This window comes from Paraburkholderia sediminicola, from assembly GCF_046026895.1.
Taxonomy (GTDB): domain Bacteria; phylum Pseudomonadota; class Gammaproteobacteria; order Burkholderiales; family Burkholderiaceae; genus Paraburkholderia; species Paraburkholderia sediminicola_C.
Genome location: NZ_JAQQEU010000033.1, coordinates 39,781 through 60,074 on the forward strand (window position 1 = coordinate 39,781; position 20,294 = coordinate 60,074).

General features: G+C 64.2%; 19 protein-coding genes and 3 pseudogenes. 8 read left to right on the forward strand and 14 right to left on the reverse strand.

What is annotated here, in order from left to right:
• Nucleotides 1-25 precede the first annotated feature (25 nt).
• A complete protein-coding gene (locus tag PQR02_RS22465) occupies nucleotides 26-535 on the forward strand; it encodes a hypothetical protein (protein WP_408235996.1) in 510 nt (169 codons plus the stop codon).
• A 696-nt stretch (nucleotides 536-1,231) separates the two neighbouring features.
• Here the strand turns inward: PQR02_RS22465 and PQR02_RS22470 are convergent.
• A complete protein-coding gene (locus PQR02_RS22470; RefSeq protein WP_408235999.1) occupies nucleotides 1,232-2,653 on the reverse strand; it encodes an aldehyde dehydrogenase family protein in 1,422 nt (473 codons plus the stop codon).
• Between the two features lie 101 nt (nucleotides 2,654-2,754).
• Here PQR02_RS22470 and PQR02_RS22475 point away from each other — a divergent pair, with 101 nt between their 5' ends.
• Together PQR02_RS22475 and PQR02_RS22480 are read left to right on the forward strand one after the other, a co-directional pair.
• Nucleotides 2,755-3,705 (forward strand): LysR family transcriptional regulator, encoded by a 951-nt coding sequence (locus PQR02_RS22475; protein ID WP_408236002.1) that lies wholly within the window; start codon nucleotides 2,755-2,757, stop codon nucleotides 3,703-3,705.
• 505 nt (nucleotides 3,706-4,210) lie between these two features.
• Nucleotides 4,211-4,531: a hypothetical protein gene (locus PQR02_RS22480; protein WP_408236005.1), complete on the forward strand. Its 321-nt coding sequence runs from the start codon at nucleotides 4,211-4,213 to the stop codon at nucleotides 4,529-4,531.
• Nucleotides 4,532-4,749: 218 nt separating this feature from the next.
• On the opposite strand, the pseudogene PQR02_RS22485 reads toward PQR02_RS22480, so the two are convergent.
• From PQR02_RS22485 to PQR02_RS22525, 9 genes and pseudogenes are all read right to left on the reverse strand, one after another.
• Nucleotides 4,750-4,866 (reverse strand): annotated as a pseudogene (locus PQR02_RS22485) (DUF3182 family protein); the annotation flags it as partial.
• 30 nt (nucleotides 4,867-4,896) lie between these two features.
• A complete protein-coding gene (locus PQR02_RS22490; RefSeq protein ID WP_408236008.1) occupies nucleotides 4,897-5,946 on the reverse strand; it encodes a hypothetical protein in 1,050 nt (349 codons plus the stop codon).
• A gap of 81 nt (nucleotides 5,947-6,027) precedes the next feature.
• A pseudogene (locus PQR02_RS22495) lies at nucleotides 6,028-6,156 on the reverse strand (DUF1259 domain-containing protein); the annotation flags it as partial.
• 136 nt (nucleotides 6,157-6,292) lie between these two features.
• Nucleotides 6,293-7,549 (reverse strand): MFS transporter, encoded by a 1,257-nt coding sequence (locus tag PQR02_RS22500; protein ID WP_408236011.1) that lies wholly within the window; start codon nucleotides 7,547-7,549, stop codon nucleotides 6,293-6,295.
• Nucleotides 7,536-7,967, reverse strand: coding sequence for a chromate resistance protein ChrB domain-containing protein (locus PQR02_RS22505; protein WP_408236014.1), 432 nt, complete (start codon nucleotides 7,965-7,967; stop codon nucleotides 7,536-7,538). Before PQR02_RS22505 ends, PQR02_RS22500 begins: the two co-directional genes overlap by 14 nt.
• The gene (locus PQR02_RS22510; protein ID WP_408236017.1) at nucleotides 7,964-8,698 is read right to left on the reverse strand and encodes a superoxide dismutase; all 735 of its coding nucleotides are present in this window, start codon (nucleotides 8,696-8,698) and stop codon (nucleotides 7,964-7,966) included. Before PQR02_RS22510 ends, PQR02_RS22505 begins: the two co-directional genes overlap by 4 nt.
• Nucleotides 8,699-8,732: 34 nt before the next feature.
• Nucleotides 8,733-9,917: a chromate transporter gene (locus PQR02_RS22515; protein ID WP_408236020.1), complete on the reverse strand. Its 1,185-nt coding sequence runs from the start codon at nucleotides 9,915-9,917 to the stop codon at nucleotides 8,733-8,735.
• On the reverse strand, nucleotides 9,914-10,894 hold the full coding sequence (locus tag PQR02_RS22520) for a chromate resistance protein ChrB domain-containing protein (RefSeq protein ID WP_408236023.1): 981 nt from the start codon (nucleotides 10,892-10,894) through the stop codon (nucleotides 9,914-9,916). Before PQR02_RS22520 ends, PQR02_RS22515 begins: the two co-directional genes overlap by 4 nt.
• A 201-nt stretch (nucleotides 10,895-11,095) precedes the next feature.
• Nucleotides 11,096-11,849, reverse strand: a pseudogene (locus PQR02_RS22525) (Rossmann-fold NAD(P)-binding domain-containing protein); the annotation flags it as partial.
• A gap of 154 nt (nucleotides 11,850-12,003) precedes the next feature.
• On the opposite strand from PQR02_RS22525, the gene PQR02_RS22530 reads away from it, so the two are divergent.
• Both PQR02_RS22530 and PQR02_RS22535 read left to right on the forward strand, forming a co-directional pair.
• Nucleotides 12,004-12,879, forward strand: coding sequence for an RNA-guided endonuclease InsQ/TnpB family protein (locus PQR02_RS22530; protein WP_408236026.1), 876 nt, complete (start codon nucleotides 12,004-12,006; stop codon nucleotides 12,877-12,879).
• The gene (locus tag PQR02_RS22535) at nucleotides 12,783-13,019 is read left to right on the forward strand and encodes a zinc ribbon domain-containing protein (protein ID WP_408236029.1); all 237 of its coding nucleotides are present in this window, start codon (nucleotides 12,783-12,785) and stop codon (nucleotides 13,017-13,019) included. Before PQR02_RS22530 ends, PQR02_RS22535 begins: the two co-directional genes overlap by 97 nt.
• A 161-nt stretch (nucleotides 13,020-13,180) precedes the next feature.
• Here PQR02_RS22535 and PQR02_RS22540 read toward each other — a convergent pair whose 3' ends face one another.
• From PQR02_RS22540 to PQR02_RS22550, 3 genes are all read right to left on the reverse strand, one after another.
• The gene (locus PQR02_RS22540; RefSeq protein ID WP_408236032.1) at nucleotides 13,181-14,005 is read right to left on the reverse strand and encodes an anti-sigma factor family protein; all 825 of its coding nucleotides are present in this window, start codon (nucleotides 14,003-14,005) and stop codon (nucleotides 13,181-13,183) included.
• Nucleotides 14,002-14,520: a sigma-70 family RNA polymerase sigma factor gene (locus PQR02_RS22545; protein ID WP_408236035.1), complete on the reverse strand. Its 519-nt coding sequence runs from the start codon at nucleotides 14,518-14,520 to the stop codon at nucleotides 14,002-14,004. The genes PQR02_RS22540 and PQR02_RS22545 overlap by 4 nt, the downstream gene beginning before the upstream one ends.
• 154 nt (nucleotides 14,521-14,674) lie before the next feature.
• On the reverse strand, nucleotides 14,675-15,400 hold the full coding sequence (locus PQR02_RS22550; RefSeq protein ID WP_408236037.1) for an anti-sigma factor family protein: 726 nt from the start codon (nucleotides 15,398-15,400) through the stop codon (nucleotides 14,675-14,677).
• A 260-nt stretch (nucleotides 15,401-15,660) separates the two neighbouring features.
• On the opposite strand from PQR02_RS22550, the gene PQR02_RS22555 reads away from it, so the two are divergent.
• From PQR02_RS22555 to PQR02_RS22565, 3 genes are all read left to right on the forward strand, one after another.
• A complete protein-coding gene (locus tag PQR02_RS22555; protein WP_408236040.1) occupies nucleotides 15,661-15,930 on the forward strand; it encodes a DUF4148 domain-containing protein in 270 nt (89 codons plus the stop codon).
• Nucleotides 15,931-16,063: 133 nt separating this feature from the next.
• Nucleotides 16,064-17,155 (forward strand): catalase family peroxidase, encoded by a 1,092-nt coding sequence (locus PQR02_RS22560; RefSeq protein WP_408236043.1) that lies wholly within the window; start codon nucleotides 16,064-16,066, stop codon nucleotides 17,153-17,155.
• Nucleotides 17,152-17,691 (forward strand): cytochrome b, encoded by a 540-nt coding sequence (locus PQR02_RS22565; protein ID WP_408236046.1) that lies wholly within the window; start codon nucleotides 17,152-17,154, stop codon nucleotides 17,689-17,691. Before PQR02_RS22560 ends, PQR02_RS22565 begins: the two co-directional genes overlap by 4 nt.
• On the opposite strand, the gene PQR02_RS22570 is transcribed toward PQR02_RS22565, so the two are convergent.
• Complete coding sequence (locus PQR02_RS22570) at nucleotides 17,688-20,183, reverse strand: GcvT family protein (protein ID WP_408236049.1); 2,496 nt, start codon at nucleotides 20,181-20,183, stop codon at nucleotides 17,688-17,690. The two genes, PQR02_RS22565 and PQR02_RS22570, sit on opposite strands and share 4 nt — an antisense overlap.
• Between the last annotated feature and the right edge of the window lie 111 nt (nucleotides 20,184-20,294).

Genomic DNA, 20,294 nt, shown 5'->3' on the forward strand with positions numbered 1-20,294 from the left:
GCTCGCAGTAAATGGAGCGGCTACAGTGGCGACCGAATCAGACAAAGACGGCGTGGTGATGAAGGGCCTTTCCAGGATTTTGCGCCGCGCCGTGATCCCGGGCAGCGCGGCCGCCAGCACGTCGGCTCTGGTGGCGGCAGTTCGCGCAACGGGCGATGGCAGCACGCCGTACGCTCCGTTCAACGCGGTCACGCATTGGATATGGCCGCGGCGCGCATTCGCCGAGACCGGGCCGAGCGTCCGATTCACTCTCTCGGGACTCGCTATTCACTATGCAGCCGCGATTTTCTGGGGCGCACTCTTCGAATCGCTGCTGATCCGGCGATACCGCAATCAGCAAGCCAGTTCTGATCCCGTGGCCGTTGCGGGGACCGCCGCTACCGTCGCAACGGTGGCCTATGTGGTGGACTATCATGGCGTACCCAAAAGACTCACGCCCGGCTTCGAAGCCCATTTGTCGAAACGTTCGATCTTCTATGTCTATGCCGGATTCGCAGCAGGATTCGCAGTTGCCGCGCTGTGGCGCCGAGAGTAGTACAGCGCGTGCTTTCACTTCACCGTTTGAACTGGGTCCACCGACATGGAAGTGCCTGAGTCGCGCGCAGCGGAGGAACGCAGCACGCGGTGGGAAAGTTTGAACAGCGATTCCCCATGAAGCCTCGCGCGCCGTTGCCCCGATTAAACGGAGCCTGCATAGCCCGATGCGTCCAGGCGTCACCAAAGCTGGTCAATCAGGTAATTGAGGACCGCGAAGCGATCTTTTGCTGCTGACTCCATTCGACGACGCGTCGAGGCTCTGGCGTTCAATAGGTGCGCGGACCCCGAACGGGCCAGGTACGGTCGTTCGACCACGCCCTCAGGCGAACATTCGAACGTCCGCTGCGCCGGACAACGGCCACGGTCATGCTCGTCAAGTCATCGACCAAAGCCGCCGTTTGCACACTCGCATATCACCTGCTTGTCTGCTCCAGATCCTACGGCTGGCGTGTCGACATGGGTTCGTGCGGTCAGTCCACCAGGCGCATCTGTCCTCGTGCCTCCAGTTGCTTGCCCAGAGCCATTCCAACGTCAACTTCGGACAACGGACCTTCGTGCTCTGACCACGAATGTCGCTACGTCGGCCGTAGAACTGCACGAAGCGCTCCGATTTTCTGGAGCATGCAGTCCCAAGGCTGGCGTTCTCGCTTGATCAGCCCTGCGGGGCGCGCCAGCGAACGCGTGTGCTACGCAATCACAATGTCGCAATCACGGCCTTCGGCTCGAGAAACGCCTCCAGCCCAAACGAGCCATACTCGCGGCCAATACCCGATTGCTTGAAGCCGCCGAACGGCGCGGCCGGTTCGTGTGCGAGCGTATTGACGAGTACGCGTCCCGCTTCGATTCGCGACGCGATCTCGCGCGCACGCTTCCCATCCGCCGAGAACACGTACGCCTGCAAGCCGTAGTTCGTATCGTTGGCGATGGCGATTGCATCGTCAGTATCGCGGTACGTGATGATCGACAGCACCGGGCCGAAAATCTCTTCGCGCGCAATCGTCATGTCGTTCGTCACGTCGCTGAAGACGGTGGGGCGCACGAACCATCCTGCGTCGACGCCATCCGGCCGGCCTTCGCCCCCCGCGATCAAACGCGCTCCTTCGTCGATGCCGATGTGGATATAGCGCTGAACGCGCTCCCATTGCTTCTTGCTGACCATCGGGCCGACGCTCGTTTGGGGATCGCGTGGATCGCCCGCCTGGGTTCGCGCGACTTCTTCCCCCACGTGCGCCTCGAACTCCGCGAGCCGTTGCCTGGGCACGAGAATGCGCGTGCCCGCAATGCATGCCTGGCCGCTGTTCATGAAACCGGCCTGAATCGCAAGCGGCACCACGTAATCGAAGTTCGCATCGTCGAGCACGACCACCGGTGACTTGCCACCGAGTTCGAGCGTTACGCGTTTCAACGTATCGGCGCCGGCACGCAGTATCGTCTTGCCGACTGCCGTCGAGCCCGTGAACGACAATTTCGCGACATCGGGATGAGCGCTGATCTGGGCGCCGACCGTCTCACCGCGTCCCGTAACGATGTTGAATACGCCCGCCGGCAAGCCCGCTTCGTGCAACGCTTCGGTGACGATGCGGGTCTGGATCGCACTCATTTCGCTCGGCTTGATGACGGCCGTGCAGCCCGCGGCCAACGCGGCGGCCAGCTTCCCGCAGATGAAACCGGCGTCGCTATTCCACGGCGTGATGAGGCCCGCGACGCCGAGCGGCTGCATCACGACTTCGGCGGTGCCCGCCCGGCGCGTGAACGCGTAGTCCTGTAGCACCTTCGCCGCTTCGAGCAGCACACTGCTCGCATGCTGAGCCATCCACCGGCCACGCGACACCGGCGCGCCGTACTCTTCGATGATCGCTTCGAAAAGCTCGTCTTCTCTCGCGACAACGGCTTCATGCATCCGCTTCAGCATGTCGATGCGCTCGCGCTTGTCCGTGCGCGAAAACGCGGGAAACGCGCGCTTCGCTGCGGCAATCGCGTCGCGCGCGTCCTGCGCATCGGCGAGGCGCACGCGGCCGATCACCTGTTCGGTCGCGGGATTGAAGAGATCGAACAGTTCGTCGCCGTGCGGCGTGACGAACGTGCCGTCGATATAAACCTTGTCGATGATCCGCATTGTTGCTCCGGTTTGCATTGTGTGAATGACTCACGATAGACCGGCGCAATTGCGTTGACTAGCCGTACAATCTGGCATGTCATGTTGAGTGATTTGGGACAATGAAAACTTCAGGGCTGGGTGAACTGGAAGCGGTGCTGGCCGTCGCGCGTCGTCGCAGCTTTCGCGCGGCGGCGACCGAGCTGGGTGTCTCGACGTCCGCTCTCAGTCACGCGGTGGCGGCGCTCGAAGCACGCATTGGCGTGCGGCTTTTCAATCGCACGACGCGCAGCGTATTGTTGTCGGAGGCCGGCGTGCAGTTCGTCGACACAATCGCGCCCGCGCTGTCGACGATCCGGGTCGCGATCGAACAGGTCGGTACCTTTCGCGACACGGTGTCGGGCACGTTGCGGATCAATACGTCGGCGGGAGCGGCGAAGCAGGCGATGCCGCTGTTTATCGCGTTCCTGCAGCGCTATCCGGAAATGAAGCTCGACATCGTCACCGAAGGACGGCTGATCGATATCGTCGTCGAAGGATTCGATGCCGGCATCCGTCTCGCCGATACTGTGCCGCAGGACATGATCGCGGTGCCATTCGGTGACAGGCAGCGCTTTGCCGTCGTCGGCAGTCCGACGTACTTCGCGCGGCGCAAGCCGCCGCGCACGCCCGCGGATCTGAACGCGCACGACTGCATCCGCACGCGAATGCCAAGCGGCGCGATCTATCAGTGGGAGTTCGAACGACACGGCGAAGCGGTGCGTGTCGACGGAAAGGGTGCGCTGACGCTGGACGAGCCGGGCCTGATGCTGGCAGCGGCGCGCGCCGGTCTCGGTCTCACGTATCTGACCGAGTGGACCGTCGCCGCGGACCTGGAGGCGGGTACGCTGGTTCGCGTGCTGGAAGACTGGACGCCGCCGCTCGACGGCCTCTGTCTGTACTATCCAGGCCGCCGCCATGTGCCGGCCGGACTGCGCGCCCTGATCGACATGATCCGCGAACAAGCCGACGGGCGATGGGCGCGCCGCGAGCGAGCCTCCCCAAAAGGAAAAGTGCGCGGCGCACGACGCTAGTGGCGCGTGACGAGGCACGCATGACCGATGTACCCTGGAAGCTGTGTATGAGGTGAAGCCTGGCCCTGCGCCCGGCGTGGGTCGATTAGCGAAATTTGCGCATCGCCGCGATCGGTCGCATGGGATGGGCCGGGTCAGCGACGATACGGTCAATGCGATCCTGGCCGACAACCTCGCCGCGCGACGCAGTGTGGCTGGAAACCGAGCAGCGCGAACAGGGCGGATAACGGCGGCGTTGGCGACCGTGTGCAGCGAAACTCGTTCTCCGGTCCAGCTCTCGCTTCCCGAGCTGGGCGACAACGAACTTCAGGATTGCGCAGTATGTCGGCGAGGGCAGTGTGCAGATCGTCGGTAATTCGGCGGCGCCGATGCCGCCCGCTTCCCGCTTCGTTGCATTAGACCGTTCGGGTTTCGGTGCGGATAAGAGCAGGCGGCACGGTGGTTGCTGTACCCGTGATCAAGCAGGCGGCGGTCGTCTGCGTCATATTGCAAGGAGGAACCGATCATGAGCCAGGTAAGCAGCACATTAATCGCGGCCGTCGCTGCACTCACGCTGTCGGCCGGCGCATATGCACAGACGGCGGGAGGTCCGAGCGGCAGCGGTTCGTCGGGCAGCACGGCTAGCTCGGCAAACCAGGTGAACGGCGCAACGAGCGGTTACGGCACGCCAGGCGGCGCCAGCTCGGACAGTGGCATGGCCGCCAGGGCGCCCAACTCGGGGCTTCCGAATAGCACGAACAGCAGATCCACGTCGGGCACCAGTGCGCCCAAGAGCAACAACACCTTGGCAACCCCGAGCGTGGTGTCGCCGGCCGCCGGCCAGTAAGCGCTGTTGATCCTGCGAACAAGCGCAAGGGCGGAGCGATGAGGGCTTCGATCGCTTGGGGCGCAAGAGCGGTTGCGACCCGCACGCGAGTTTCGCGGCTGGCAGACGTTCGTTAGTCGATATGACCGTAGTTGATATGACCGGCCGGCCGAGGCGCATGCTGTCCAGCGTCACGAATCGCAACAACTTCACGACCGAACGGACGGAACGTTGTCATCGAAGGGAAACGGCACGACGCCGCCATACAGATCGCGCACGGAGCGCACGCCAAGCTTGCGCGCTTCAGTAAGGGTCAGCGTATCGTCGAAGAGAGCAAACGTAATGCCCGCGGTCAGGTGACGATGGCGCTGGCCAAAAGCGGTGTGTCATTGCGCTGACATGATTCGAAGCCCTGGTCGTCCACCGACGTCCTTCAGCGGGAAATATGAGCGGTGCGTGGTGGGGTCGACGGCGACCACATGGGCGTTTGGTCCAAGGTGGCCTTCGCCGATCTTGGCGACATTCGAGCCCCGGACACTGAACATCGAAACAACGCCAGCTTCGCCCGCCACATAGAGCGTGCCCGGCGCCGGATCGAACGCGAGCACGTCCGGGTCGCCGCCGATGCCGAACGACTGGACGACCCGCCGGGTTCCCATGTCAAACACGAGCAGCCTGTCATTGCCCTGACAGGCGATAAAGGCGAGCCGGTCCCGGGAATCGATCAGCAGCCCATGGTTGTGATCCGCCCCCGCAAGCTTGAGACGGGCGACGATCCTGTCCGATGTCGGGTCGATTTCAACGAGTTCGTTGCTTGTCTGAGCGTTCACGAAGATGTGGCGCGATTGCGGATCGTATTGGGTATTGCCCACCTCGCCGCCGAGCGGAATGGTTGTCACACGCCGGTTGTCCCGGACATCAATGACTGTTTCGGTGTTACCGGTCTCGTCCGATACGTAGAGTTTGTGCACCTCGGGCGCGTAGGCCATCCCGTCCGGATAATGGCCGCCTGGCATGCGCGCGACTATCTTGAGCGTCGCTTCGTCGATGGCGACGATTTCGTCTGTTCGCGTTGCTGATGCATACACGCGTGACATCTCGGGAATGGCGAGCACGCCATGAACGGATGCGACACCGGCAATGCGTGCGATCACGCGCGAGGCGCCCGCATCGAAAACGATCACTTCCCCGTCGCCGAGATGGGCGATGAACAGCAGATGGCGGGCGGGATCGTAACTCTCGTAGTCAAGCCGTGTGGTGCGGCCCGGCAAAGGGATATCAGCGACGTGGCTCAGTGGCAGTTTATGCGCTTGCTCCTCCCCGGCGGCGGATGGAACCATCTGGACCAGGACGCCTGCAACGGCAGACAGAATGAGGAGGACGATGTACCACAGAACTGCTGGGCGCAGCAAGTGCCGGTGTTGCAAGCTTTTCATGAGACCCTCCCTTGACGCTACCGCCGCCGCTGTGCGCATCGGGTGCATCGGCGGCGCCGCGCACGATAAGCGGCGCAAGTGTTATCGCGCGCTCGCGCCCTGCGCATCCAGGGCAGCCTTGACGCCCTTTGCCAGGTCGACGGCCTTGCCCTTGCCCCAGTAGTGCAGGAACAGGATGCGTGGTGTTTCGCCCGTCATGTGCTGATGGAGGTCCTGGCGATGACATGAAAATTCTCCGTCGACAGTGAGTGGGTAGTACGCGCACGTGTGGTTGTTTTCGACACGAGGCCGCGCGTTCTGGCCGGTTCCTCGCATCTGTGTGGTTAATCTTTTTCGATGGCTGAGCTCAGCGATCCGGTTTGACGTGCCGGAAGACGAAGAGCAGCGAAAGGTCGTAGGCGATCTTGAGGACGCCGCAGGCAACGAGCGGCGCGCCGAGCCATCCTATCCCGAACAGACCGCCTGCCAGGGATGGCGCGAGCGCCGCAGCAAGGCTTCGCGGAATGGATGTAAAGCTCGCAGCGGCGGTCCGCTCGGACGGCGTGACCACTGCCATCACGTAGGCGGTACGCGTAGGGACGTCCATCTGAGACAATGCGCTTCGGATGAGCAGCAACGTCAGGGTCACTGGCAGTGAAGCTGTAAAGGCCGCGGCGATGAGGCAAAAGCTCGACGGAATGTGAGTGAAGACCATCGTGTTGAGCAGGCCGATCTTCCCGGCCAGAGGGGGTGCCGCAAGCTGGGAGAGAGCGGAAAGCAGCCCTGCCCAGAAAAAGAACCGGCCCGCCGCGCCGACTGACAGGCCGAAGCGTTGCATGAGCCACAGCGACAGCAGTGAGTTGACGAGCAGGCCACCGGCAAACGCGTCCACGCTGAACAGCAGCGCGAGACGCGTCACGATACCGCGCGACTGGTCAAGCGGTGCGGTGCGGCGTTGAGTCGGTGTACCGGAATGCGGCAGCCGACGGTACAGGAACCAGATGGCGATGCCCGTCGCCGCGTACAGCAGGAACATTGTGCGCATGGCCAGGAGTTCGGGCATGCCTGTATGCGTTACCAGCCACGCGGGCAGGCCTGCGGCGAGCGAACCGAGCGCTGCCGACATCGCGCCGATCAGGCTGTAGCGGGCAAACAATGTCGTTCGCGCTTCGCCGACCGCCATTTCGGCAAGGCGTGATTGTTCGAGGGGAAGAAAGAGGCTGACGTCGCCTGAACTCGGATTGAGCGTCCCCACGAAGGCCACCATCAGGATCGGCAGGAGCGACGATAACCCGCCAAACCCGAGTCCGGTGGCGATCATCAATGCGGCGGCAAAAACGAACATCCGGCGTGCCGCGAAACGATTGGCAAGCGCACCGACCGCGATCGTTGCCACGGCGGAGCCGATAAGCGTCGTGGTGCTGATCAGCCCGACGTCGAGCTGGCCTAATCCAAGCGCGAGCAGATAGGCCGGCAGCAGAACCGCGATGAATCCGTCACAGAAACCGCGCAGTCCGCGGCTTACCAGCAGCAACCGTGCTGCGCTATCGACGCCGGCCGGCAATACCCAACGCGACATGCGGTCCGCCAATGAAGCGGTGCGACCTTCCTCACGTGTGTTCATGGCTGCTTTTGCACCAGGCATACAGTGCGTCATAGACGATCATGCCGTGTCGTAACTGCTCGTGATCGTTACCGAAGTTGTGCGACAGACCAATCGAAATTGCGTAAAGACCCGTCGCCTCAGGCGCAAGATCGAGCCGGCCAGTGTCGGCGCCACGAACGATGCGGGCAAGCCTGAGAAGCGCGGGATCGTCCAGTTGATATTTCTGCAGGAATGCATCGAAGCTGCAGAGCTTGCCCTTGTGACCGAGCTCAACGTCCGGGACATCGAACGGAATGGCCCCTGTTTCCTGTACGAGCCGCGTCACCTCATCACGATGGACATAAAGGAACTCGGGCTCCTTGTCGATGAAACGGGCGATCAGCCACGGGCAGGCGATGCGATCGATCCTGGGACGCTCGCACGTCACCCGTTTCATGTCAGCCTCCGCGCCGGCGACGCTGCCTGCATTCTCAGCGCCGCGTTGTCCCAGTTGATCAGGCTGAAAAGCTGGTTGACGTATTCGTTGCGTCGATTCTGATATTTCAGGTAATACGCGTGCTCGAAAACGTCGAGGATGAGGATGGGCTGGATGCCCCACGCGGTCAGCTTCTGATGGTTCTCGCACTGCAGGATCATGACTTTGCCCGTCGCGGGATGGTAGCCGACGACACCCCAGCCGGACGCTTCCACTGCAATCGTTGCCGCAACCAGCTGGGCCTTGAACTTCGCGTACGAACCGAAATTCCTGTCGATTGCTTTGGCCAGCTCGCCCTTCGGCTCACCGCCTTTGCCCGAGATGCTGGTCCAGTAAATGGTGTGCAGGATGTGGCTCGATAGCTGGAATGCGAGTTCTTTCTCGTAGTACTTCACCAGCGCGAAGTCGTTTGAGTCCCGCGCTTTCGCCAGGCCGTCTTCAGCCTTGTTCGCGGCAACCACAGCGGGCTTGTGGTGAAAGTTGTAGTGCAGTTCGACGGTGCGCGCATCGATGACGGGTTCAAGCGCGTCGTAGGCGAATGGCAGCGGTCCAGCGGCATACTTGCCGTCCGCGTCGGTGAGCTTGTCGATGTACCCCGGCTCTTCTGCGGCACGTACGGTTTGCGCCTGGGCCAGCATGATTCCCGCGCCAACCGCAGCGGTGTTGTGCAGGAAGGTACGACGTGTTGCCATGGTTACGTTCCTTGTAGAATGCGCGCGCGTGCCGTTAGATGGCGTGCGATTGGACGAGCGGATAGACAACGAGACCAAACAGGGCCGCCGCAACGACGATCACCGGCTCCTGCAGCTTCTTGAAGCGCCAGAGCAGCACGACAGTCACAACGGCGAGCAGAACAGTCGGCCAGTCGACGATGGAGCGCCGCGCGATGACAATCACTGAGCCCGTGATGGCACCCACGGCTGCGGCTGTAATGCCGTCGACGAACGCCTTGACGGCGGGCAGCTTGCCGTATTTCTTGAAGTACGGCGCTGGCAGCACCGTGAACAGGTAGCAAGGCAGGAATGTCCCAAGTGCGGCAACGCAAGCGCCTGAAAATCCCGCGACGAGGTAGCCGATGAAGCCGACTGTGATCACGACCGGTCCGGGCGTGATCATCGCGACGGCGACTGCGTCGACGAACTGCTTGTCGTTGAGCCAGTGGTGTTCGGTCACGACGCCGCCGTAGAGGAACGGCACGATCGCGAGTCCCGAGCCGAAGACGAACGCGCCGGCCTTGGCGAAGAAAACGCCGATCTGGCCGAGCAGCGGCAAGTCGATTCCGCTCAGGATGCCGCTGGTCGCGGGCAGGTGCGCGATGGCTACAGCGTTCAGTCCGCCCTTGTGTAGCCATTTCGGCGGCGCCCGCCAGAACCAGTTGAGCAGGCCCCCCGCGATAAACAGCCACGCGATCTCGGATTCGGTGACCACGGTCACGGCCGCGAGCGTCAGGAATATCGCCCACAGCAGTCTGTCTTTGCCAATGGTCTTCCTGGTCAGCTTGTACGCGCTCATCGCGATGATTCCGACCACCGCGGCACCCACGCCGTAGAAGACTGCCTGCATCCAGGAGAGGCCGCCATACTGGGCGTAGGCCCAGCCGAGCGCCACGACCATCAGGAACGAAGGCAGGACGAAAGCGATACCGGCCAGCGTTGCGCCGACGATGCGGTAATGGACGTAGCCGAGGTAAATGCCGAGCTGTGCGGCGAGAGGACCCGGCATCATTTGAGCCAGCGCCAAGCCCTCCTTGTAGTCCTGTTCGCTGATCCAGGCCCGGCGCTCGACGAGGTCGCGGTGCATGTAGCCGACGAGCGCCACGGGGCCACCGAAGCCGAACGTGCCGAGCCGCAGCATGTAAAGGACCATCTGGCCGAGCGTGTAGCCGGGCGCGGTCGCCGTCGTGCTGTTCATGACCGGTCTCCCGCGTTGCTGTTTTTTGTGCTCGCTGCAAAGTGCGCGTAGATCGAATCGAGCACCCGGCCCATCTCATCGAGCAGTTGATCGTCGTCCAAGGCGCGTTGCCGCGCGCCGGCCATTACCGCTTCGAAGCCGATCGCCTCGGGCACCGGTGCGCCGCCGACATCCAGCGCGTGCACCATTTCACCGAGCCGAAGAAGCGCCGCGTCGTCATCGAGACCGAAGCTCACGACCAGCACCTCGAACGTCACGCGCTCGCCCACGTGCGTAAAGGGGGCACCGTCGAAGTCGAAGCCGAGTGCATCCGGCGGGCAGGCCTCCGGCGAAGCCAGCCAAAGGAACCGTGCCGTCGGGTCGATGAACCGACGGATCAGCCACGCGCTCGCGACGCGATCGACCCATAGCCGTTGCCGGGTTGCCCACGTGCGGGCCTGGTACTCGTCGCGCCGTAGCGGACGGATGGCGCGCTCCGCCGCATGCGGCTCACCCGGCGACAGGACCGTATCCGCGAGCGCTACAAAGTCTTCCCAGGCGACTTCGGCGTCGGTCGAAGCGGCGCCCGGGAAGTAGTCGATCGTCCGGATCGCGTCATAGTCCTTGCGGAGGCGACGCAACAGCCGGGTGACGTCTGCCGGTGGCTGGCCTCCCAGCGTTTTCCGCGCAGCGCCCAGTGACGCGACAAAGGTCGCGTAATCGTCGTTCCGATCGAACAGTGCGCGAAAGTCCGCTTCCTGCGACGCTTCGAGGCTTTGCGCGCGTAGCAGATGCGCGGTGCCGCCGGCTTCGTCAATGCTGCCAGCGAGTTCGCGCAACATATCCTCACGCTCTACGGTATGCGGCAACACGTAGACGCCGTCGCGCAGGACGGCACACCCCTTCGCCTTCAGCGCCCGCCACGCCCGCATGCGCGCGGTGGCATTCTCGGTTGGGAACGTCAGGACGAGGACAGCCCAAGTGGTTAGAGTATTCATGTAAAGTACACTACTCGACTGTAGCGTACTTCACAAATTATTTCTGTTTTCGACTCCGGCGGAGCCGCCTTGACAGTGATCGAACTGAAGCGCCAGGGGACGCCGGTGGCTGGCATCCGATAAAGGGACTGGCCATCAGCCGGACGCAACGAGAGCTAGTTCGCGGGCTCAGTGAGTGTGACGGTGATGAACGGTTGCCGGTCAGCCAACTGACGCAGCGGTTCCGGTCCCGGCTTCGGACGGCAGCAATGCGCCAAGCACGTGCGGCAGGATCGTCGAGCCGAAGCGCCGCTCGCTGATATCCGCGTCGACGTCGATGCGGCCCGCGTTATGCGCGTCGTACAGTTCGGTGATCAGACGCGCGTGCTGCTCGCTGAGCCCGGCACGCCGCAGCACGGCGGTCCATCCGTCGCGCGGCACTTCGTGGGCGCCGAGCTGCCGGCCCGCCAGTTCACCGATCGTGCGCGCAACGTCGAGCGCGCCGACGCGCTGCTCACTCTCGATGCTGACGACGCGCGGCGAAACCGGCGCAGGCTTTGTATCGAGCAACAGTTCGGCGGCCAGCAACCCCACATCCTGTGAGGCGACCGTCGGAAACAGCTTGGTCAACGGATGATGCAGGCTGGTCAGCACGCCTTGATTGAGCAAGCGCGACCGGCAATACACGAGCCCAGTTGTGCATGTGCTCGGCCGCGCGTAGAAACGTCAGTTGCGAATCGATGCCGCGCAATTGCGTTTCGAGGTAGTGAAACAGCGTCGTGATGCCCGTGCCGTCAGGATGTTGCGCGCCGTAGTCGGAGAGCGCGACGACGCGCGGCGGCGGATCGGCGCGCAATGCCGCGATGCCCGCGTCGATCATGTGGCGCATCGCCGCCGCGGGATCATCGTGCGCACGCGGCACCGGACACAACATCTGCACGGCGTGCGCACCGTCGATCACGCGCGCCACCGAGGCCTGACTTGCCTTTTCGTATTGATCTGATACTGTATATCCATACAGTCAAACCGGAGTGAGTCGACGCGTGGCACGTTGCAAGGATCCAGTTCGAGTTCTGCGCATAAGAATCAAGGACAAGCATGCTCCGTCGCTTGCCGAGATGGCGCGGGCTGTGAACTTTGTCTGGAACTACTGCAATGACCTGTCGCTCCAGATCTTTCGCCGCGAGCGGCGCTTTGCCTCTGGCATTGAGATCCAGCGTTATCTGAACGGGGCCTCGAAAGAAGGCCTGGCGGTCGGCTCGGCGGTGTTTCAGCAGATCGCCGAAGAGTACGCGACGCGCCGCAAACAGCACCGCAAGGTAAAGCTTCGATGGCGGCGCTCGGCCGGCGTGCGACGCTCGCTGGGATGGATTCCATTCAAAGCCCGCTCGGTCGTATGGCGCCATGGTCAGGCCCACTTTCAGGGCCTGCATCTTGGCGTCTGGGACAGCTACGGCCTGGCCGGCTATGAGTTCGGCGCCGCTTGCATCTCCGAAGACAGCCGCGGCCGTTGGTATCTGTACGTGACGGTCAAGGTGAAGTCTGCCCGGCCCAATGAAGCCAATCGGGATCTGGGCATCGACCTCGGGCTCAAGACCTTTGCCGGCTTCTCGGACGAACGTCTTCCGAATGTCGACGCGCAGCGCTTCTACCGCGACCTCGAGCCCGCGCTCGCCACTGCCCAGCGAGCACGCAAGAAGAGCCGGGTGAAGGCGATCCACGCCAGGATCGCGAACCGCAGGAAGGACTTTCTGCATCAACTCAGCACCCGGCTCGCTCGCGAGTATGGTGCAATCTTTGTCGGCAACGTGAATGCTTCGGCCCTCGCGAAAGGACAGCACAGCAAGTCTGTGCTCGACGCGGGCTGGTCGACGTTCCGGACCATCGGTACAAGTGCGATGACGCAGGCGTGTGGTTCGATGAGGTTGACGAAGCGTTTTCTACCCAGACCTGTTCGTGCTGCGCGAGCCGCACGGGGCCGAAAGGTGTCGCAGGCCTTGGAATAGGAGAGTGGACGTGCATCCATTGTGAAACGACACATGATCGTGATTGCAATGCTGCCCGCAACATTCTCGCGGTCGGACGTGACCGCCTCGCAGGAGGAATCCCCGCCCTTTCCGCGCAAGCGGCAGTCGGTCACGACTGAGGGCGCGGAGGACGTCAAATGGCGCACTGGATGGGGCACCTGCTCGGTGTCACGCCGCGCGAGCTGAGCTTCACCCGGCCGGGCGACGTGACGAGCACTGCGTTGCAGACTCGCGGCAACGGGTAGAAAAGCTAGCGCGCCCCACGGAACACGCGCCGCCGTCAACCGGGCGCGGCGCCCGTCAATTGCGCATACACGTCATGCGCCAGCTGCAACAGCACCTTGCGGTCTATCCCGCCCGACACCGCATAGCCGAAGTCGCCGTCGACCCAATAGAACACGTTCACCGGCCCGTCCTGATACAGCTTGAACGCCGTGGTGTTCGCGCTCGCCTGACGATGCGAGATGCACAGCGTGACGCGCTCGCCGTTCGGTCCGCGATACATGAACTGCGCGGTGGGCCCGTCGGCGCTGGGCAACAGGCGGCCGCCCGACAGCGCGAAGCCGCTCTTCGACAGAACCGGCGGATGCACGTCGGTGCCCAGCCGGTTGGCGAGCCACTGCACGAAATCCTGCTCGTGGTCGGCGCTCATGTCGGCGGGCCGGTCGATGGCCGGCATGTAGACCACGTGCGCCACCGCCGCGCGCCGCGCAAACACCTCGGCGCTGTCCGCGCTGACCGGACGCGTGTCGGCGTGATCCGCCGCTGCGGGCGCACCGATGTCGCGCCCCATCTGCGTGCCCACGCCGATGCCCACCCCCAGCACGAGCGCCGCCGCCATGCCGGCGAACTGCGGCCAGTTCGCGGCGATGCGCCAGCGGCGCGGCGCGGGCGCTCGCAGGCGCTTGGGCAGTGGTTCGCCGAGCACGCGGTCATAGCGCTCGTGGAACATGTTGTTCAGCGAAAAATAATCGCTGACGCGCGCGGCCAGTTCCGGGTTCTGTTCGAGCGCGCGTTCCACGTCGAGACGGCGTTCGTCGGACAGCGTGCCGTCCACGTACGCGTGCAGTTCTTCTTCGCCGATCGGCATATGTTGGTCGCTCATCGCACCACCTGTAATTTCGCTCCGGGCCGGGTGCCCGCCATCAATGCCCTGAGCCGCTCACGTCCGCGCGACAGCCGCGACATCACCGTGCCGATCGGGATGTCCAGCGCGAGCGCGACGTCGGCATAGCTCATTTCCTCGAGGCCGACCAGCAGCACGACTTCGCGCTGCTCCATCGGCAGACGCTGCAGCGCGTAGTCGAGGTCGCGCATTTCCAGCGAGCGGGTCTGCTCGGAGGACACCGCCAGTTCGCTCTCGGCGACGCTGTCGTCGTCGACGGACACGTGGACGGCGCGCGCCGACGCCTTGCGCGCCTGATTCGCGAAGACGTTGTGCATGATCGTGAACAGCCATGCGCGCAGGTCGGTGCCCGGCTGGAACATGCCGGTGCGGCCGAGCGCGCGTTCGAGCGTGTCCTGCACCAGGTCGTCGGCGAGATCGCGATTGTTGATCAGCGCGCGCGCATAGCGCCGCAAGCGCGGCACATGCTCCATCAACTCGTCACGGACATCCATTTTTCATCCCGATTCTGATCCCGGTCATGGGGCTCTTCCTGAAGCATAGGGCGGGCGGCCGCGGCTTGGGCGGTGACATGCTTTCGAGTGGCGAACACGGGTCAGCGGATTTTATTCCGCGAGTTTGGGCGAGCGTTCTGACCCGTTACTGAAGTCAGCGCGCGGTCAGCGCGTCGGCGGCGCGCATCAGGCCGTGGGTGCGGGCGGCGCCGGCGACCACGAAGCGCTGACGCTGCGCGGTCCACGTCAACAGCCGGATCTCGCCGATGCGGCGCGCGGCCCACTGCGGCTGCGCCGGCGCGAGCAGCGCCAGCGTCGACATCACCACGACCGGCTGGTTGTCGCGATTCAGATAGATGAATTCGTTGGCGCGCTGAAATGGACCGAGCGGCACGGCTCGCCGCTCGACGAGTCGCAGGCCGATGGCCTCGAGTTCGGGTGCCGACGGATCGGCGCGCGTCGGCGTTGCAGCGGAAAACGGCCCCGCGGCGACTTCCGCCAACGCCATTAGCGCGGCGTTGTCGAGCGCTTGGGGCGACACCTGGGTCGCCGCAAGCCAGCCCGTCGCGGCTGCCAGCGTCAGAACGAGCACCGCGAGCGCACCCGTCAGCTTGCGCAGACGTCTCATGGCCTTGACGCGCGCGATTGCGCGCCGCCATCGGTCGATGCCGTTCGTCGCGGGTTCGTCGACGGTTTGAAACGCCTGCTGGATCTGTGCGTTCAGCCTGCCGTAAAACGCGACACGCCGCGCTTCCGTCGGATCCTTGCCGAGATAGGCGCGCAGAAACGCCGCGCGTTCCGGCGACAGCGTGCCGTCGGCGTAGGCTTGGATGTCGGCTTCGGAAAGCGGCGAGTCGGGTGGGGCGTTGGTCGAGGTCATGGTGACGGGGGGGCTCGGAATGCGGCTATCGGTTGGTGAACACGGGCACGCGCGGGTTTATTCCGCGCATTGCGGTGGCTCCCGTTTGCCGTTTTCAATGCCGCTGGACGGTGAGCAACCCGGGCGAGCAAACCGTCGCGCGGCCGCTTTTATTCCCGGTTTCCAGATATGTTTTTTTCACGCGCTCGAAGCAGGAATAAAAGCCGCCAGGCCGTGGTTCTCCGTGATGCGATCCCGCACAACACTCTCAGGAGTTCATCATGAAGAAGCTCGCCATTGCCGCCTTGTCCGTTGTCGTTCTCGCCGCTTCGTCGGGCGCGTTTGCCCAAGGCAAGACACGTGCTCAGGTGTACCAGGAATTGATCGAGGCGCAACAGAACGGACTGGACTACATCACCGACGCGTCGTATCCGGATGTCAACCCGGTCTTCGCGCAACAAGTCAAACATCACAAGGAAGCGCTCGCTGCGCAAGCGGCGGCCAACCGTGTCGCGAACGGCAGCAGCGCGCCGGCAGGCAACGCCAATTGAAGCGTCGGCAGCCGGCGCGCGAACGGAACGCGCGCCGGTGTGTCGAGTGGCGACGGTGTCGAGCGGAGCGGTGGAATAGATCGTCGTATCGTGTGTTAGCCGGTCTGTGCATCCATTCGACTCAGGAGTCGTCGTGACCCAATCTTCCGTTCCCAACTCTGAGCCTCGCTGCGTGCCATGCCGGCTCGCCGCGATCGGCGCACTCGTGCTGGCCGTGGCCGGCGGCTTCGCCTACACGGCGGGCTGGCTCACGCCCGCGCGTCTGACGGCGTCGCGTTTCATCAACACGTTCGAAACAGTGGCCGGTCAGCCGCATCCCGGCTATCGGCGCAATCATGCGAAGGGCCTGTGCGTCGAAGGGTACTTCGACAGCAACGGCAACGGCGCCACGCTCTCGCGCGCGGCGGTGTTCGCGCCGGGACGCACGCCGGTGACGGGACGCTTCGCGGTGCCCGGCGGCAACCCGTCCGCCCCGGATACCAGTTCGCCCGTGCGCAGCCTCGCGTTGCAGTTCCAGTTGGCGAACGGCGAGCAATGGCGCACCGGCATGAATTCGACGCCCGTGTTCGCGGTGCATACACCCGCGCAGTTCTATCAGCAATTGCTCGCCGCGAAGCCCGACCCGGCGACCGGCAAACCGGACCCGGCCAAACTCAAGGCCTTCTATGCGGGCAACCCCGAGACCTTGCCGTTTCAGAACTGGGTCAAAGCGCACCCGCCTTCGTCGAGTCTCGCGAACGCCGCGTACTACGGGATCAACGCATTCCGCTTTACCGACGGCGCAGGCACGACGCGCGCGGTGCGCTGGGCGATGGTGCCCGAGACGCCGTATGCGCCGATCACCGCTGCGCAGAAAGCCGAGATGAATTTTCTGCAGGCCGACCTCGATCAGCGGCTCGACAGCGGACCGTTGCGCTGGCATCTGATCCTCACCGTCGCGCAACCGGGCGACCCCACCGACGACGCCACGCTGCAATGGCCCGACGCGCGCCAGCATATCGACGCGGGCACGCTGGTGCTCGATCGCGCGACCTCGCAGGAAAACGGCACGTGCCGCGATATCAACTTCGATCCGACCATCCTGCCCGCAGGCATCGCGCCATCGGACGATCCGTTGCTCGCCGCGCGCTCGGCCGCGTATGCGCTGTCCTATCAGCGCCGCACGCGTGAAGAAGTCTTGCATCCCGCGATTCATCAAACGCACGCCAACGGAGACCGCTCATGACCCCGGCACGCACCCACTTCGGTCCGCTCGCGCGGCTGCTGCACTGGACGATGGCGCCGCTGATCGTCGCGATGCTGTTCATCGGCGTCGGGATGGTGGCGAGCGTCGCGCGCGCGCACAACACGCTGGTCGCGATTCACAAGCCGCTCGGCATTGCGTTGCTACTGCTGGTGGTGCTGCGCGCCGCCGTGCGCATCACGCGCGGCGCGCCGCCGTTGCCCGCCGACATGGCGGCGCCGCAGCGCATCGCGGCCAAAGCCTCGCACCTCGTGCTGTATGCGCTGATGGTGGCGATGCCGTTGATCGGCTGGGCGATGCTATCCGCAGCGGGCTACCCCGTCACGCTATACGGTCCGCTGCATTTGCCGCCGATCGCGCCGCATGATGTCGAGTTGTTCGCGCTGCTGCGTGCGTTGCATACGTGGCTCGCGTTCGCGCTGTTCGCGACCGTGCTGCTGCATCTCGCGGCCGCGCTGTTTCATGGGCTGATCCGTCGCGACGGCGTGTTTTCGAGCATGGCGCGCGGCGGCCGCTAGCGCTTCACCCGCTCGGAACGCGGGTCGTAAGGCGCTTTCAGATGCACGGTGGCCGGTAGCGGTTCACCGGCGACATCGATTGCGTAGCGGCCGCTGTTCAGATACGCGGCATCCGCCACGCCTTGCGGATTGTTCACGTAGCCCATCGCGACCGGACAGCCGAGCGTGTGCCCGAACGCCGCCGAACTGACGAAGCCCACCGGTTCGCCGTCGCGCAGAATCGCTTCGCCGCCCCACAACATGCGATCGGCGGCGCCGTCGACGGTCAGCACGACCATGCGGCGGGTGAGCGGCTCGGCGCGCCGTTTCAGCAGCGCGTCGCGGCCGCGAAAGGCAATGTCCTTGTCGAGCTTGCACGCGAACGAGAGGCCCGCTTCGAACGGATTCGTGTCCGGCGTGAGTTCGCGGCCCCACGCGCGATAGCCTTTCTCGATGCGCAGGGAATCGATGGCGTAATAGCCCGCGTCGACGAGGCCGAATGCGTGGCCCGCCTGATGCAGCGTCTCGTACACGCCGAGCGCGAGTTCGACCGGCACGTACAGCTCCCAGCCGAGTTCACCGACGTAGGTAAGGCGCGTGGCGCGCACCGTCGCGTAGCCGAGGTCGACTTCGCGGCTCTGGCCGAACCCGAACGCTTCGTTGCTCCAGTCCGCTTTCGACACGCTTTGCAGCAGTTCGCGCGAGCGCGGGCCCATCACGGCGAGCACCGCGTATTGGCCCGTCACGTCGACGAGGGTGCAGTGCCGGTCGTGCGGAATCGCTTTTTCGATGGTGTCGAAGTCGCGCGTGGTTTGCGCGGTGCCGGTGACGAGCAGGTATTGATCGTCGGCGAGGCGCGTGAGCGTGAAATCCGATTCGTAGGTGCCGCGCTCGTTGAGCATGCCGGTGTACACGGTGGTGCCGGGCGGCACGGCGACATCGTTCGCGACGATGCTTTGCAGCACCTCTTGCGCATCGCGTCCCTTCACGAGAAATTTGGAGAAGGACGTCATGTCGAACAGCGCCACACGCTCACGGCACGCGCGATGTTCCGCGCCGCTCCAGGGCAGCCAGTTCTGCTGGCCGAACGCGTAATCGATACGCGCCTGCGCGGGCGTCGGCGCGAAAAAGTTGGCGCGCTCCCAGCCCATCTTGCTGCCGAAACACGCGCCTTTGTCGCGCAGCAGCGCATACAGCGGGGAGCGGCGAAACGGCCGCGCGCTGTCGAGTTCGCGGTTCGGCCAAGGCATCGCGTAGTGCAGGCCCAGCGTTTCCTTCACGCGATCGTGCAGCCACGTGTCGTTGCCGTTAAAGCGCGCGAAGCGGCGGATGTCGACCGGCCACAGGTCCATGGTCGGCTCGCCCGCGACGATCCATTCGGCGAGCGCCATTCCCGCGCCGCCCGCCGACGCGATGCCCATCGAATTGAAACCCGCGCCGACGAAAAAGCGCCGCAACCCCGGCGCTTCGCCCAGCATGAAGTTATTGTCCGGCGTGAACGATTCGGGGCCGTTGAAGAACTGGCGCACCGGCGCGGTTTCGAGCGCGGGCACACGCTGCAACGCGTTTTTCATCAGGATTTCGAACTGATCCCAATCGTCGGCCAGCAGTTGGAATTCGAAATTTTCAGGGATGCCGTTCATGCCCCACGGTTTCGCGTCCGGCTCGAAGCCGCCCATCACGAGGCCCCCGACTTCCTCCTTGAAGTAGATGAAACCATCCGGGTCGCGCATCACGGGCAGGTCCGCAGGCACGCCGGCGATGCGCCCGGTGACGATGTAGTAATGCTCGGCCGAATGCAACGGCACGGTCACGTCGCACAACCGGCCCACCGCCTTGGCCCACTGGCCCGCGCAATTCACGACGATGTCCGCGTTGATGCGGCCTTCCTCGCCGTCCTTGTTGCGCCACGCGAGGCCACTAACTTCACGTGCGCCGTTCGCGTTGCCGTGCTGCGCGGCGCGCGTGTGGATCGCGGTGACGCGGGTGTTTTCGACGATGCATGCGCCGCGCATGCGCGCGCCGCGGGCGAGGGCCTGGGTCAGATCGGTCGGGTTCGCCTTGCCGTCGCCGGGCAGCCAGACCGCGCCGAGCAGGTCGTCGGTGCGCATGACCGGCCACAGGTCGCCAGCCTCGCGCGGGCTGATCACGTCGCACGTCACGCCATACGCGCGCGCGACGGCGGCGGTGCGCTTGAGTTGCGTCATCCGCTCGGCCGTGCGCGCCACCGACAGCGAGCCGCATTGCTTCCAGCCGGTGGCGAGCCCCGTGTCGGCTTCGAGTTCGGCATACAGCGCGGTCGAGTAGCGGATCAGCTTCGTCATGCTTTCCTGCGCGCGCAACTGGCCGACGAGACCGGCCGCGTGCCAGGTGGTGCCGCATGACAGTTGACCCTGTTCGAGCAGGATGACGTCGGTCCAGCCGAGTTTCGTCAGGTGGTAAGCCACCGAGCAGCCGATGATTCCGCCGCCTATGACGACGACACGGGCGTGAGCGGGAATAGATGTGGACATGTGTGGGATTATTTCGGAATGAGGTTCAGAATGCCTCGAAAGTGCACGGAATGCAACGGGGTGCGGTTTGAATCCTGGCCCGCTCGGATCGGCATGCCGTGGACATGTAAG